14 protein-coding genes are annotated in these 15928 nt (G+C 46.5%); all 14 read right to left on the bottom strand.

Features of this window, described 5'->3' with window-relative positions:
- Positions 1–179: 179 nt before the first annotated feature.
- A complete protein-coding gene (gene rffA, locus A3Q3_RS0101185; RefSeq protein WP_020181735.1) occupies positions 180–1304 on the bottom strand; it encodes a dTDP-4-amino-4,6-dideoxygalactose transaminase in 1125 nt (374 codons plus the stop codon).
- 84 nt (positions 1305–1388) lie between these two features.
- Positions 1389–2924 (bottom strand): amidophosphoribosyltransferase, encoded by a 1536-nt coding sequence (purF, locus tag A3Q3_RS0101180; RefSeq protein WP_020181734.1) that lies wholly within the window; start codon positions 2922–2924, stop codon positions 1389–1391.
- Positions 2925–2963: 39 nt separating this feature from the next.
- Positions 2964–3461 carry a CvpA family protein gene (locus A3Q3_RS0101175; protein ID WP_020181733.1) on the bottom strand — a complete coding sequence of 166 codons (498 nt, stop codon included), beginning with the start codon at positions 3459–3461 and terminating at the stop codon, positions 2964–2966.
- An 18-nt stretch (positions 3462–3479) separates the two neighbouring features.
- A complete protein-coding gene (locus A3Q3_RS0101170) occupies positions 3480–4139 on the bottom strand; it encodes an SPOR domain-containing protein (RefSeq protein WP_020181732.1) in 660 nt (219 codons plus the stop codon).
- Positions 4140–4153: 14 nt separating this feature from the next.
- Positions 4154–5485, bottom strand: a complete 1332-nt coding sequence (folC, locus tag A3Q3_RS0101165; protein ID WP_020181731.1) for a bifunctional tetrahydrofolate synthase/dihydrofolate synthase — start codon at positions 5483–5485, stop codon at positions 4154–4156.
- Positions 5486–5498: 13 nt separating this feature from the next.
- The gene (gene accD, locus A3Q3_RS0101160) at positions 5499–6365 is read right to left on the bottom strand and encodes an acetyl-CoA carboxylase, carboxyltransferase subunit beta (RefSeq protein ID WP_020181730.1); all 867 of its coding nucleotides are present in this window, start codon (positions 6363–6365) and stop codon (positions 5499–5501) included.
- A 42-nt stretch (positions 6366–6407) separates the two neighbouring features.
- A complete protein-coding gene (gene trpA / locus A3Q3_RS0101155) occupies positions 6408–7208 on the bottom strand; it encodes a tryptophan synthase subunit alpha (RefSeq protein ID WP_020181729.1) in 801 nt (266 codons plus the stop codon).
- A 40-nt stretch (positions 7209–7248) separates the two neighbouring features.
- A complete protein-coding gene (gene trpB, locus A3Q3_RS0101150) occupies positions 7249–8451 on the bottom strand; it encodes a tryptophan synthase subunit beta (RefSeq protein ID WP_020181728.1) in 1203 nt (400 codons plus the stop codon).
- Between the two features lie 14 nt (positions 8452–8465).
- Complete coding sequence (locus A3Q3_RS0101145; protein WP_025224083.1) at positions 8466–9089, bottom strand: phosphoribosylanthranilate isomerase; 624 nt, start codon at positions 9087–9089, stop codon at positions 8466–8468.
- 91 nt (positions 9090–9180) lie between these two features.
- Positions 9181–9960 (bottom strand): tRNA pseudouridine(38-40) synthase TruA, encoded by a 780-nt coding sequence (gene truA, locus A3Q3_RS0101140; RefSeq protein ID WP_025224082.1) that lies wholly within the window; start codon positions 9958–9960, stop codon positions 9181–9183.
- 2 nt (positions 9961–9962) lie between these two features.
- Positions 9963–10592, bottom strand: coding sequence for a CbiQ family ECF transporter T component (locus tag A3Q3_RS0101135; protein WP_020181725.1), 630 nt, complete (start codon positions 10590–10592; stop codon positions 9963–9965).
- A gap of 95 nt (positions 10593–10687) precedes the next feature.
- Positions 10688–13525 (bottom strand): FimV/HubP family polar landmark protein, encoded by a 2838-nt coding sequence (locus A3Q3_RS0101130; protein WP_020181724.1) that lies wholly within the window; start codon positions 13523–13525, stop codon positions 10688–10690.
- Positions 13526–13681: 156 nt separating this feature from the next.
- Entirely contained in the window at positions 13682–14794 is a 1113-nt protein-coding gene (asd, locus tag A3Q3_RS0101125) for an aspartate-semialdehyde dehydrogenase (RefSeq protein ID WP_020181723.1), read from the bottom strand.
- Positions 14795–14865: 71 nt separating this feature from the next.
- Positions 14866–15921, bottom strand: a complete 1056-nt coding sequence (leuB, locus tag A3Q3_RS0101120) for a 3-isopropylmalate dehydrogenase (RefSeq protein WP_020181722.1) — start codon at positions 15919–15921, stop codon at positions 14866–14868.
- Positions 15922–15928: the final 7 nt, after the last annotated feature.

The following is a 15928-nucleotide window of genomic DNA, read 5'->3' as shown; positions in this document are numbered from 1 at the left end:
CTTCACATTCTGGGCAATAAAAAACCCGCTAAAGCCAAAGCTAAAACGGGTTTTTGTTTTCTCGCTTTAGCTGTATTTATTATGCGCTCGCAAGCTGAGTAAGGCTTTGTTTAAGGTTGGCCACTCAAATCAGCGCAATTCCATTTAACGCTTAATCAAATTTGTTGTCAAGAATTTTATCAAGCAAATGATTGGGTCAATACATCAATCACTTCATGCTGACGAGATTCCAAACCAACCCACAGTGGTAGCCTCAATAAGCGATCGGACAAGTCTTCGGTATGTTGCATACTGCCATGCGCACGTGCGTACTTTTTTCCAGCGGGTGCCCCATGAAGCGGAATGTAGTGAAAGGTTGGATGAATGTCTCGTGCTTTAAACTGCTTAATCAATGCCGAGCGCTGTTCCAGAGAGTTAAGCAAAATATAATACATGTGCGCATTATGCTGACAACCTTCCGGAATAATTGGACGTCTTAATACACCCTTTTGCTCCAACGCCTGTAACGCAGTGTGATAAGCATTCCAAATATCCATGCGGCGCTGTGTAATGTACTTGGCTTGCTCAAGCTGAGCAAACAAGAATGCAGCAACATCCTCCCCCGGCAGATAAGACGATCCAACATCTTGCCATGTATATTTATCTACTTGCCCACGATAAAACTGGCTGCGATTAGTCCCTTTTTCACGGATAATTTCTGCACGTAGCATTAAATCCTCATGATTGACTAAGATCGCCCCACCTTCACCAGAGATGATGTTTTTAGTTTCGTGGAAAGAATAGGCGCCGACATCACCGATAGTGCCTAATGCACGACCTTTGTAGGTCGACATCACGCCTTGCGCTGCATCTTCAATCACCATTAAATTGTGTTTTTTAGCAATGGCGACAATAGTGTCCATTTCACAGCCGACACCAGCGTAATGCACCGGCACAATGGCTTTGGTACGTGGTGTGATAGCGGCTTCAATCAATCTTTCATCAATGTTCAGCGTATCCGGACGAATATCAACGAATACCGGCACGCCACCACGCAATACAAAAGCATTAGCGGTAGAGACAAATGTGTAAGAAGGCATGATGACTTCATCACCCGGCTGGATATCAGCAAGAATGGCCGCCATTTCTAGTGCAGCCGTGCAGGAGTGTGTAATGAGTGCTTTTTTGGTATGTGTGCTTTGCTCGAGCCATTCGCAGGCTTTATGGGTAAAGCCGCCATCACCCGATAAATTACCGACCTCATGCGAGGTTTGAATATAGGTAATTTCTTTACCCGTCAGATAGATTTTATTAAAGGGAATCATGACTTCATTCAACAATTCTTAGAATAATGAAGCCAGTATATCAACTTTAACTTTTTAAGAAATCACCCATATGAGCTAACAGAATCAATCGACACCGACGGTATCGGTCGATAGTAAATTCAAATCCAACTGTGTGCTGGAGTTTGGCGGCTTCTGTTTTTTATTCATATCGCTGCGTGCTGCCTCAATGCGGTTTAAATAGGCCGCATCTACATCGCCTGTCACATAAACCCCATCAAAACAGCTACTATCAAACGACGTTAAATGCGGATTGGATTTGGCTATACTTGCTTTCAACGCATCAAGATCTTGATAAATCAATGCATCAGCACCAATCTCTTGGCAAATTTCTTCGTCAGTTCTACCCGTAGCAAGCAACTCTTCCCTACTTGGCATATCAATACCATACACGTTTGGAAAGCGCACTGGCGGCGCAGCTGAAGCAAAATATACTTTATTAGCACCCGCATCACGTGCCATTTGCACAATTTGTTGAGAGGTGGTGCCACGTACAATCGAGTCATCGACCAGCAATACATTCTTACCTTTAAATTCGATGCCGATAGGATTTAACTTTTGACGCACTGATTTTTTGCGTAAAGCTTGGCCAGGCATAATAAACGTACGGCCAATATAGCGGTTTTTAATAAACCCTTCTCGGTAATCCAAATTCAGTGCAATACCCAATTGCAATGCGCTTGGGCGGCTGGTATCTGGAATAGGAATCACCACGTCGATTTTTTTATCAGACCACTCACGTTTGATCTTTTCAGCCAAACTCACACCCATATCTAAGCGCGTTTGGTATACAGACACGCCATCAATCACAGAGTCAGGGCGCGCTAAGTAGACATATTCAAAAATACAGGAAGTCAGTTTAGGGGCTTCTGCACATTGGCGGCTGAACATATTGCCATCCATATCAATAAAGATGGCTTCACCAGGTTCCACATCACGTAAGAGTTTAAACCCTAATACATCCAATGCAACGCTCTCAGAGGCAACTATATATTCCACCCCTTTATCGGTATCTTGTTTACCAATCACCAAAGGACGAATGCCATGCGGATCACGAAACGCCAGCAAACCGAAATTAGCAATCATGGCCACGACGGCATATGCGCCTTTACAGCGTCTATGTACGCCAGCCACGGCATCAAATGCCATATCAGTGTTTAGCAATGCATTGCGCGAGGTTTTCTCAATCTCATGCGCCAAAACGTTCAGCAGTACTTCAGAATCTGAATTGGTGTTGATATGACGCAAATCTTGTCTGAACATTTCAGATTTCAACTGCTCGGAATTCGTCAGGTTACCGTTATGGCCCAGCACGATACCAAATGGAGAGTTCACGTAGAACGGCTGTGCTTCTGCCGCACTAGATGAGCCTGCTGTAGGATAGCGCACATGGGCAATACCGGCATTCCCTACCAAGCTGCGCATATGACGTGTTTGGAACACATCTTTCACTAGCCCATTGTTTTTGTGCATGTTGAACGTATTGCCATCACAGGTGACAATCCCTGCCGCATCTTGGCCTCTGTGTTGTAGTACTAGCAACCCATCGTACAGCAACTGGTTGACTGGATTTTTACCTACAATACCGATTATTCCGCACATGTATTAACCTTCACTGTGTGATTGAAACATTTAAAAAAACTAAACTTGCTCATAACTCACATGCTGACTGATGCTTTTGGGCAACCACATCAACACGGTTTTTGCCAATGCCTCCAACGGCGCACTAAACATAGCATTGGCCCAACGTTCATCTTTAGGTATCTGGGTCATCCCCGCCAGCAGTACCAGTACGGTCACGATTAGCAACCCTCTCAGCAAACCGAACACACCGCCTAGCAATCGATTCAGCCAACCCAGCCCCACTTCCTTTAACAAGCCGGAGAGTGCAATAGACAACAAACTGGTTACCAGCAACACTGCTAAAAACAACACCAAAAAGGCCGCGAGCATTTTGAGTTTTTCTGTTGGAATACCATATGGCAGCAATGGCACCAGTTCGCTTGCATAGGTGCGTGCAATATAAAATGCCAGTATCCAGCCTGCTAGAGATAATATTTCCCGCACAGCTCCCCGCATCAAGCTAATGAGTACAGAGATGCCGATAATCACCAATACAGCATAATCAAATACTGTCATAAGGTGCACTCAGCATGGTCATTGACTCACGACCATCCCGGTTAATCCAGCCTCTTTAATATTTTGCAGCGCAATCGCCGCCTCATTTCGACTATCGAACACTTGCGAGCGTAAACGGATCTTCTCACCTTTCGGTGTGCTGATTTTTTCAGTCTTGGATTGATAGCCTAAGCTAGTCAGTTTGGATTGTAATTGCTTTACATTCGTCATCTCGGAAAACACGCCAATTTGCACAAAGAACTGCCCTTTTGCCGCATTGTCTTTCGGTGTATCTACAGATTTCGCAGGCTTAGACTGTTGCACTGTAGCCGCAGTTTCTGGATCTTCTATCGCTGCTGGCTTAGCCGGTGCAGCGGGTGGCACACTGCTCGTGGTATCTGATGGCTTGGCTTGCGCAACACTATCTACGGATGATTGTTCTGTGGCCGGTTTTTCTGCAGGCACTACGTTAGAGTCAAAATCTGTAGGGGCTGTTGGTGTCATCTCTACAGGCGAAACAACGTCTTCATGCTGAATGGAGATTTTCACATCATCTTGCGAAACCCCTGCCGTCCTGTCTTTGAGCAAGACAGGCAGCAATATCACCATTAACACCACCATGGCAATTGCACCTACAAGGCGTCTGCGCGCTTTCTTTTTAAGATTCAGTTCAATATCTGCTGCAGAGTCTTTTTGCATGTAAAAGTCTTATCTTACGATTTACCCAAAATGTGATTATCTGAAAAGACCGCTTGATGCCAACAATCCAGCGCAGCAGCCACGGTAAAAAATGAACCAAACACGACTATTTTATCATTTTTTGTCATAGTTTTACAGGCGTCCAGTAATGCAGTTTCAACGGTCGAATAAGCATGTACAGCGGTGTTGGTCGACACAAGTTTCAAACTCTCCAGCAACTGATCAAGCTTGGCTGCGCGTGTATGATTGATTTCAGCCACATACCATACATCCATTTTTTGCCTGAGTATTTGCACCACCGCATGAATATCTTTATCGGCAAGCATGGCAAAAACTGCAATCAATCGCCCGTTATTGGGCATATTTTTTTGAATTTCAGTTAAGTTATCAAAGAGCGACTGCGCTGCTTGCGGGTTGTGCGCAACATCCACAATCACATCCGGATCGCGATGCAAATACTGAAAACGCCCCTGCAGTTGCACACGTGGCAGCGTAGTCGCAATCACTTCATCGGCCACAGGCAATTCCGACTGCAATGCCCGTATCGCATAAATCACAGAAGCTGCATTGTCTTTTTGAAACTCACCCATTAAAGAGAGTTGGGGTACTTTAAGCACGCCTGACGCATCACGATAATGCCAGCCATTGGCATCAGATTGCACTTCAAATGCTTGCTGGATGCAATCCAAATGTGTGCCGATCGAGACTGCGTAATCCATTAAACTTTGTGGTGGCGCACGGTCTCCGCAAATCGAAATTTGACGTGGACGGTAGACTCCAGCCTTTTCCAAGCCAATTTTCTCGCGCGTATCGCCTAGATACTCCATGTGATCCAAATCAATATTGGTGACAATGGCGCAGTCTGCATCAAAGATATTCACTGCATCTAAGCGACCACCCAAGCCTACCTCCAGCACGAGTACGTCGAGTGCTTGTTGCGAAAAATGCCACATGGCTGCAAGTGTGCCCATTTCAAAATAAGTAAGTTCAATCTCCTGCCTAGCATCTTCTACTGCAGCAAAAGCTGCACATAAAGCATCGTCGGCTATCTCTTGTCGATTCACACGTACGCGCTCTTGATAACGTAATAGATGGGGGGAGGTATAGCATCCTACAAGATACCCTGCCGCTGTATAGATGTGTTCAAGCATGGCGCAGGAAGAACCTTTGCCATTGGTACCGGCAATCGTAATGATAGTAGGGCGTGAATGGTGCTGAAAAAAGCCCAGACGTTCCGCCACGATAGACACACGCTCCAAGCCCATGGCAATAGACTTGGGATGCAATGCTTCAATGTACGCAAGCCATCCGTCTACAGAGTTGGGCTTGGTAATAGGCTTACTCACAAATAGACTTTAATTAGGCAACTTTAGGAATTTTAAGCAGGCTGGACAACATGGTGGCAAGCTTTTGGCGCAATTCACGACGGTCTACAATCATATCGATGGCCCCATGTGCTAATAAAAATTCAGCGCGTTGGAAACCTTCCGGTAGCGTCTCGCGTACGGTTTGCTCAATCACGCGTGGACCGGCAAAGCCAATCAAGGCATTAGGCTCGGCAATAATAATATCGCCCAACATAGCAAAGCTGGCAGATACACCGCCCATGGTAGGGTCGGTCAAAATAGACACATAAGGCATACCCGCTTCAGAAAGCTTGGTAAGTGCAGCGCTGGTTTTGGCCATTTGCATCAGCGATAACAAACCTTCCTGCATGCGTGCACCGCCGCTGGCAGAAACACAGATAAAGGGGGACTTTTGCGCAATCGCTGCCTGCACGCCACGGACAAAGCGCTCACCTACAACGGCGCCCATTGAGCCACCCATGAATTTAAACTCAAATACAGCTGCGACTACGGGCAAGCCCTCTATAGCACCCTGCATCACAATGAGCGCGTCTTTCTCGCCTACTTCTTTTTGCGCTAGCTTCATGCGATCTGCGTAGCTTTTGCTATCTTTAAACTTCAAGGCATCTACGGGGCTGACTTCATCACCAATCTCAATGCGGTTTTCCGGATCTAGCAAGGTATTTAATCTGGCACGTGCACCCACGCGGTTATGATGGCTGCATTTAGGGCAAACCTCTGCGTTCGACTCCAAATCAGAGCGATAAAGCACCGTTTGGCAAGAGTCACATTTACTCCATAAACCTTCTGGCACATTACGTTTTTGCACAGAACCGACTGCGCGTTTTACTTTTTGCGGGATTTTATCTAACCAACTCATGGCTACTCCTCATGACTACTCTGGGATTGTTATTGTAATAATTTAAGCTGCGTCAATCGCTGTTCGCAACTCTTGCATCAGCTTGCTTACATTCTCAATCAAATTATCTTCATTCGATGCTTCAATGGTCAGCACCATTCGGCTGCCCACTACCACCGCATCCGCAATAGCGGCAACGGATTTTGCAGTGGCAGCATCTTTTACGCCAAACCCTACACCAATCGGTAAATGCGTTTTTGTTTTAATCTCGGCAACACGCTTTTTCACTTCTTCAATATCTAAATTTGCTGCACCAGTCACACCTTTAAGCGATACATAATATAAAAAGCCAGTTGCTTGTTGTGCAATCAAATCAGTCCGTGCTGGCTCTGTAGTGGGCGAAAGCAGAAAAATACTATCAATGCCAGCCGCAGACAGCGCTTGGTTAAACGCCCCACACTCCTCTGGTGGATAATCTACGGTGAGCACGCCATCCACGCCCATTTGCTTGGATAACTGCGTAAACTGTGCGACACCCATCGCTTCAATCGGATTGGCATAGCCCATCAACACAATCGGCGTGTGAGCGTCTGTTTTTCTAAACTCGCCCACCATTTCCAACACTTTACGCAAACCCATTTTGTGTACCAAAGCGCGCTCGCTTGCGCGCTGAATCACAGGACCGTCCGCCATTGGATCTGAAAATGGAACCCCCAACTCAATCATATCCGCACCATGCTTCACCAATGTATGCATGAGCTCCACCGTCCATTTAGGATGCGGATCACCCGCCGTAATATAGGGCACCAGTGCTTTTTTGTGTTGCGATTTAAGGGTATCGAAAGTAGATTGAATGCGTGACATGAGAGTGATGAGTTAAATAGATGGGATGGGTGTGATGTATTTATAAAGTGATGTTAGCAAGCTTGGCGACGGTATTGATGTCTTTATCGCCGCGACCAGACAAGTTCACTAATATCACCTGATCTTTAGGCATCGTTTTAGCCAATTTCTCCGCATAAGCCAGCGCATGACTAGACTCTAATGCAGGAATAATGCCCTCGGTACGACACAACTGATGAAATGCAGCCATCGCTTCATCATCGGTAATGGCCACGTATTCAGCACGTTTGATATCTTTCAACCAAGCATGTTCTGGCCCGACGCCTGGGTAGTCCAAACCAGCTGAGACCGAGTGAGTTTCGATAATATTGCCATCTGCATCTTGCATCAAATAGGTACGGTTACCGTGTAATACGCCTACCGGACTATTCGCAGTAAGCGGTGCCGCATGCATGCCTGTTTCAAGGCCGTGGCCAGCAGCCTCTACACCAATAAGCCTCACATTAGGCACGTCAATATATGGGTAGAAAATCCCCATGGCGTTTGAACCGCCGCCAACGCAAGCTACAATCGCATCCGGCTGTCTGCCTAGCATTTCAATCATTTGATCTTTGGCCTCAATACCAATCACCGACTGAAAATCACGTACCATCATAGGATATGGGTGCGGACCGGCTACAGTGCCAATAATGTAGAACGTATCAGAGATATTGGTGACCCAATCACGCATGGCTTCATTCAATGCATCTTTCAGCGTTTTAGAGCCACTTTCTACCGGCACTACTGTTGCACCTAGTAGCTTCATTCTAAACACGTTAGGGGCCTGACGCTTCACATCTTCAGCACCCATATACACGACACACTCAAGACCCAAACGCGCCGCAATTGTAGCTGTGGCAACACCATGCTGCCCTGCGCCAGTTTCGGCAATGACACGTGGCTTACCCATACGTTTTGCCAATAATGCCTGGCCGATGGTGTTGTTTACTTTATGTGCACCAGTGTGATTTAAGTCTTCACGTTTCAGATAGATTTGCGCGCCGCCAATTTTGTCTGATAAACGCTTGGCATGATAAATCGGGCTAGGACGTCCGACAAAATGCTTAAGATCATAGGCAAATTCCGCCAAAAACTCCGGATCATGACGGTATTTTTCATACATCAAGCGTAATTCTTCCAGCGCCTCTACTAAGGTCTCTGCTACAAAAACACCGCCGAACTGACCGAAATGCCCACGCGCATCTGGCATATCATACACTTGCATGTTTAACTCCAAATCTAACTTCTAAATTGATTAACAGCCTGCATAAACGATGCGATTTTTGATGCATCTTTAATACCTTTGTTTGCTTCAACTCCGCCACTCACATCTACTGCATAAGGCCTGACTTGTTTGATTGCCTGTGCTACATTTTCCGGTGTGAGCCCGCCTGCAAGAATAATTGGCTTACCCATCTCGGATGGAATTAATGACCAATCAAACACCTGTCCAGTTCCCCCTACTGCAGCCTCAGAATAGGCATCCAACAGCAATGCGTTAGCGCGCGGATATTGAGACGCGTATTGTAACAAATTTGTGTCATTTTTAACGCGAATCGCCTTGTAATAAGGCATATTAATTTGCTCACATTCTGCGGCTGTTTCGTCTCCGTGAAACTGCAAGCAATCTAAAGCTACACGTTTGAGTACTGAGCTAATAAACGCAGGCTCTGCATTCACAAATAACCCGACTTTGCTGACATATGGCGGCAGACTGGCAACGATTTCTGCTGCTTGCTCGATACTGACATTTCTAGGACTTGGTGCATAGAACACCAAGCCAATGGCATCTGCGCCCTGTTCAATCGCTGTGATAGCATCCTGAGGGCGGGTAATGCCGCAAATTTTGACACGTGTACGCAATTGCATTCTCTTATCCTATGGGAGGGTGAAGATTAACTGAAACATCCACAGATATCTATAGATGTCACAGTCTTTCACCATTAATTCAACGTCAAATGAACGTCAATCGCCGTTGCGTATCTGGCAAACCCCACTCTGCACCATATTGAACACCGGTTAAATATAGGCCATTAGGTGAAAATGTTGGGGGTGATTGTGTTCTATCACGTGCCGCCAATAGGGTTTGAATAGATGTAGCATCCTGCTTACCCGCGCCCACATAAATTAACGCGCCCACCATATTGCGTACCTGATGTTGCAAAAATGCATTGGCAGAAAACGCAAACACAAAATAATCCCCGATTTGATTTACCTCTGCCACAGCCATGCATTTGATGGGCGATTTTGCTTGGCATTCACTGGCGCGGAACGCGCTGAAGTCATGCTCACCGCGCAAATAGGCAATCGCTTGTTGCATCTGCGCAATATCTAAGGGCTGATGATACCAACCGACCCGATCGTGCTGAATAGCAGCACTTTGTGGCTGATTAAATAATACGTATTGGTAACTACGTTGTATGGCCGAAAACCTTGCATGAAAGGCTTCATCTACTTCGCACGACCAAAGCACGCGCACCGTATCTGGTAAATGTGCATTGACACCGCGTACCCAAGCCGTGAGCGGCCTTAGTGTTGACGTCTCAAAATGCACTACCTGCATCAATGCGTGTACGCCGGTATCAGTACGGCCAGCAGCATGCACACGTATCGGGTGCGTGGCAATCTTCTGAATCGCCTGCTCCAATGCATCCTGCACTGCTTTTTGGTTCGGCTGGCTTTGCCACCCGCAATAATGCGCGCCGTTGTATTCTATTCCCAATGCAATACGCAACACTACATCGCCCCTAATGCCAATAAATATAATGCAATAAACAGCATCAATACATAATCACGTCGCTTCATCCGGTGTACTTCTATCGTAATACGGTCTTGAGAAGTGCTGGGTGTCATCTGTTCAGATAGCGTAAACAATTGATTAAAATCCAACCCTTTTGCATGCTGCCGTATAGTTTGCTTGCGTATTTCTGCATAATACAAAGTTAGCCATATACGTACCGCAAACCTTTCAGCATCCAATCCAATGCATCTTAGTGGTAACAAAAGTTGGTACAAGCCACCAATCAACATACTGCGACTTGTAGTAGCAAGTACAACGCTCAGCCCTGTCAACATAATGACCATTTTCAACAGCTGAGTTAACCCTAGCAATAGGCCCTCATATGTAGGGCGCAACGGCAAACCCCAAAGTGGTATATATTCACCAGGTGTGGAAAAAGCATACATCAGCGCAAGTATCAATAGCAGCCACCGGATACGCACCATCATACTAACTAATGTTTTTGTATCAACCGTCAACGCAGCAGCTACCAATACCACGCTCATCCAAATGATCTGTTGCAAGTTCACAAAGGCTAGCGCCAATGTCAACATCAATAAACAAAACAGTTTTACCAAAACATGCATGCGGCATTATACCTAGCCAAGCATGGAATAGGGGCAAACAAAAAGCCGACATGACTGTCGGCTTTTATATAAGACTATCGCTTGCGCAGCGCTATTTAACCTATTTTTTCTAGCAACTCAGTGGCACGCTTGCGTTGACTTTCACCACCTTCTTTCAACACCTCTTCGAGTAGCTCTTTTGCGCCTATTTTATCTTCCATATCCAAATAAGCCATCACCAAATCCAATTTAGTTTCCACCTCTTCCGGTTCTCCGGCTGACATCATTGGTGACGCCGCACTACTGGTAGATAACTCATTTAAATCAAGATTGATATCGGTTATTAAGTCAAAGCTTGGCGCTTGCGCCATTCCCAAGTCATCTGGTTGTGCATCGTCGTTTGACTCGCCAAACTCAAGATTAAAGTCTTCAAGACCAGCTTCCTTCACTTCTACTTGTTCTGGCACATTTACCGCAGTTATCTCAATGCTATCCTCACTACCTGCCTGCATCGAGAAGTTGGGGAAGTCGATGGTGGGCACATCTAAGGACGCAGGCGTCTCTTTTACTTGGTCCGTATCTGTTGCTGAAAAATCTGATGCATCATTATCTAACGACATCGCACCTAATTCCGGCAAATCAGATAACGCGTCTGCATCACCTTTCACAGAGAACACTTGCTCAGCTGCCCCTGCGCTATCTTCTAAATTTAACGCATCCAAGTCATATGCAGGCTCCCCTAGCACGACAGGAACATCCGCTGAAAGCGCTTCTGCTGGCGTATCCATATCAAAGTCCAGTGCACCTAAATCCAGGTCAAATGGACTTTGTTCAGTGACATTGCTAATGGTCGTGTTGTCTTGATCTAGGTTGAGTGGATCTACCGAGAACACATCTTCGGCAGCCTCTTGCGAGACTGCATCACTGTCGTAGCTAGCGAAGAAATCGTCTTTTGCACTGCTTGCAGAGGACTCAGGACTCTCTTGCTCGACAGCTTCCACTTTATACAATGGATTTTCCGGGTCCATCTTAATCCCGAGTTGTGCAACCTTTGCCCAAACAGGATCAGAGGCGCCTAATGTAGTGTACAACTCACCGGAAATTGTCTCGAATGCAGAGGTATTGCCGCTCGCTTGATAAATCTCTAAAAGTTTTAAGTGTAACTCGTGACGCTTAGGCTCTTTGACAATCGCATCTTTCAGAATTTCTTCCGCTTGTGCGTCACGGCCATACGCCATGTAGACTTCTGCTTCCGCAATTGGATCTACATCATGCGCGTCGATCATGCCGCCAGAAGTACTTTGTGAGAAATCTGTTAAGAATGAAGTGTCACCAGTATCTACGGTGCCACCAGCCGTATTACCAAATACGGTATTCGCTTTCAACCCACCTGAAGTCATGATGCCTTCTTCAAAGCTGGTTAAGTTCTTTTTACGTTTATTTCTGAGGTACAGCCATCCTGCACCCAACAATGCCAAACCACCGCCTGCAAGCCCTAACGTGGCGGTATCCACATTTTGCAAGATACCATCTACCACACTTGGCGGCTCGGCAACAGGTGCTGGTGTAGGTGCAGCAGGTGCTTTGGCTTCCGCAGGTTTTGCAGCTTCTGGTTCTGCGGGCGGCGTACTCACTGTTGGATTAGTGACTGGGGGCGGCGTATCTGCCTGCACAGGCGCTGCTTCTGCTGGTGTAGGAGCAGTCGCAGGAGTAGTAGCTTCCGGTTTAGGCTGATTGGCTGCATCACTTTGAATTTTAGCCATGGCATCATTTTTAAGCGCCATGAGCTTTTTCATGTCTTCAATTTGCTTCTCGAGATCTGCTGTTCTGCCATGCGCTTCTTTTAATGCATTTTCTTTCGCAGTCGCTTCTTCTTGCAATGCAATCACTTTGTCTTGCAATGCTTTATCGCCAGTACCATTTTTGGCAGCACTATCGCTGGCCGACAATTTCACCACATCACGTGGTCCGCTTGCCGGAGGAGTTGCTTTATCCTCAGCCGCCATCACCTTACCACTGCTCGATTGTGAAGGTGCTGTATCTTCTGTACCGGCGCTCTCAGCAACAATACCAGCTAATTTATTTTTATAAGCGTTCCAGTTGGCACTGTGTACGCGTACTTCTTTAGACGCTGATTTTTTACTGGTCGACTCTAATTGTTCTGCACTTGGCGCGCGAACAATTTGACCGACTTTCAAGCGGTTCATATTGTTACCGTCAAATGCTTTAGGATTGGCTTGATACAAACCTACCAGCATTTGCTCTAAGCTCACGCCTTCTGGCTTCATTTCTTGCGCAATTTTAGCAAGCGTGTCACCACGTGCGGTGGTATATTCTTGTGTTTCAGTAGAAACAACTTCTTCTACGGGAGCTTGGTTTGCCCGAACTTCTTCAGGCTTAGGTGACGCGCTAGACTTCTTTGGCTTGGCGACTCCGGATGGCGCAGCTTTTGCACCACCGCCCACAACTGGCTCAGTTGTGGTGGAAGACGTGGCCTGTGTAGTAGCACCTGAGGAAGGCAGTTGTGTTGTGCTTGTTTGTGACTCGCTGTTATAACCAGGAGGGTCTAGCAGCAAGGTGTACTCTCTTAACAGACGACCGGATGACCAGTCCACCTGAATGAGCATATCTAAAAATGCATCGGTAATAGGTTGTACGCTATTGAGCTTAAGCACAGGTACACCACGTGTATTTTTAGTGACCTGTATTTTGATGTCGCTATGTGAGGCTGGTTTTTCAATGCCTTGATTGGCATACGCTTCTGTAGAAGCAATGGCTGCGCTTATCGTGGAGAGTTCTTCAGGTGTAACGGAAAGCAATTCGATATCGGCTTTTAACGGTTCACCCAATCCCGACATCACATTTAGCTTTCCCAAACCTGCCGCAAGTACGGTAGAAGGAAGAAATGCTAGACATAAGGCAAATGCTAAATTTTTTAATTTTGGACTCTGCACTATCCCACCCTTGTTTCACTTAATTTCTGCAAGAACAAAAATAACATCAAATAGTTAGAGATGCAAGCTCATAACGCACATTATGTTCGCTAGCTATGTATTTGTTTAATGTTATCTGTGTCATTTTAACAACGGATGACAGCTGTACAATGAGACTTACTGTGTCACTAAAATACGTAACATGCGTCTCAATGGCTCAGCCGCACCCCACAGCAATTGGTCCCCTACGGTAAAGGCAGAAAGGTAATCATTCCCCATGGCCAGTTTGCGCAAACGCCCCACAGGGGTTGTCAGTGTGCCAGTCACCGCAGCAGGCGTGAGTTCACGCATGCTTACTTCGCGTTCATTTGGCACTACTTTTGCCCATTCGTTCGCCTCAGATAGCATCTGATTAATTTCATCTAACGGCACATCTTTTCTTAACTTGATAGTCAAGGCTTGAGAGTGACAGCGCATGGCACCGATGCGCACACACAAGCCGTCAATCACGATAGGATTGGCTTCACGTCCAAGAATTTTGTTGGTTTCCACGCCACCCTTCCACTCTTCTTTGCTTTGCCCATTACCCAAATCTTTATCGATCCAGGGAATCAAGCTACCCGCCAATGGCACACCGAAGTGTGGCGTTGGGTACGCGTCTGACCGAATAGTATCCGCGACCGTTTTATCGATCTCTAAGATTGCCGAGGCAGGATCAGCCAATAGTCCGCTTACAGAGTGATTGACGACGCCCATCTGTTTAATGAGTTCACGCATATTCTGGGCACCAGCACCAGAGGCAGCCTGATAGGTCATAGATGTAGCCCACTCCACTAAATCCGCTTTAAACAAGCCATTAAGCGCCATTAACATCAGCGAAACAGTACAGTTGCCGCCAATCCAGTTTTTACCACCAGCCTGTAGTGCATCTTTGATGACACCCATGTTGACTGGGTCAAGAATGATCACGGCATTTTTATCCATGCGCAAGGTAGAGGCCGCGTCAATCCAGTGGCCATCCCAACCAGCGTTGCGTAGTTGCGGGAAAATATCAGAGGTATAGTCGCCGCCTTGGCAAGAGACAATCACATCCATTGCAGTCAGTTCTGCAATATTTTTTGCATCTTTTAAGGCAGGAGAATCTTTGCCAACATTAGGCGCAGCCCCACCTGTTTGCGATGTGGTAAAGAATTGCGGCTCAATATCCGCAAAGTCATTTTCTTGCATCATGCGCTGCATGAGCACAGAACCCACCATACCGCGCCAGCCGACAAACCCTACTTTCAACATCTTGATATCCCCATCACTCTATTATCTTCACACCTTACTGCCGTGTGATTTTATCATTTACAATCAACCCGTTACAGCGCAGCTAGTACAGCAGCACCCATTTCACTGCAAGATACTTTTTTCGTACCCTCTGTATAAATATCGGCTGTTCGATAACCATCTGCCAATGCTTTTTTCACTGCATCTTCAATGCGTGTCGCATTTGCCTCATCGTTAAAGGTATAGCGCAACATCATTGCAGCAGACAAAATTGTTGCCAGTGGATTCGCAATATTCTTACCTGCAATATCTGGCGCTGAGCCATGGCTTGGCTCGTACATGCCCTTATTATTCGCATCCAGCGAAGCAGAAGGTAGCATACCGATTGAACCAGTCAACATGGAGGCTTCGTCCGAGAGGATGTCACCAAAGATATTGCCAGTCACCATCACATCAAATTGTTTAGGTGCGCGCACCAACTGCATAGCAGCATTATCCACATACATATGGCTAAGCTCCACTTCAGGATACTCAGCAGACAACTCGATCATGACCTGACGCCATAGCTCGGTGGTTTCTAACACGTTGGCTTTGTCTACGGAACATACTTTCTTATTACGCTTCATCGCAATATCAAATGCCACACGGCCAATGCGCTTAATTTCAGACTCATTGTAGCGCATGGTATTAATCCCCTCGCGCTCACCATTTTCTAGCGTGCTGATGCCACGTGGTTGGCCAAAGTAAATATCCCCGGTTAATTCACGCACAATCATAATATCTAAGCCAGACACTACTTCTGGTTTGAGCGTAGAAGCCGATGCCAGTTCTGGATATAGTAAGGCCGGACGCAAATTTGCAAATAAACTCAACTCTTTACGAATACGCAGTAAGCCGCGCTCTGGGCGCAGGTGACGCTCTAGTTTGTCGTATTTCCAATCACCCACCGCACCCAACAGTACTGCATCGGCCCCTTTGGCTAGTTGAAGTGTGGCTTCCGGCAACGGATCGCCTGCCGCCTCATACCCTGCGCCACCTATCGGTGCTTCGGTCAATTCCAACCCTAGGTTAAGGCCATTTAATACTTGCACTGCTTGCGCTACAATTTCCGGCCCGATACCATCACCAGGCAATACTGCGATTTTCATCCAAAAT

This window comes from Methylotenera sp. 1P/1, assembly GCF_000384355.1.
Classification (GTDB): domain Bacteria; phylum Pseudomonadota; class Gammaproteobacteria; order Burkholderiales; family Methylophilaceae; genus Methylophilus.
This window is presented reverse-complemented; position numbering and strand designations above follow the sequence as displayed.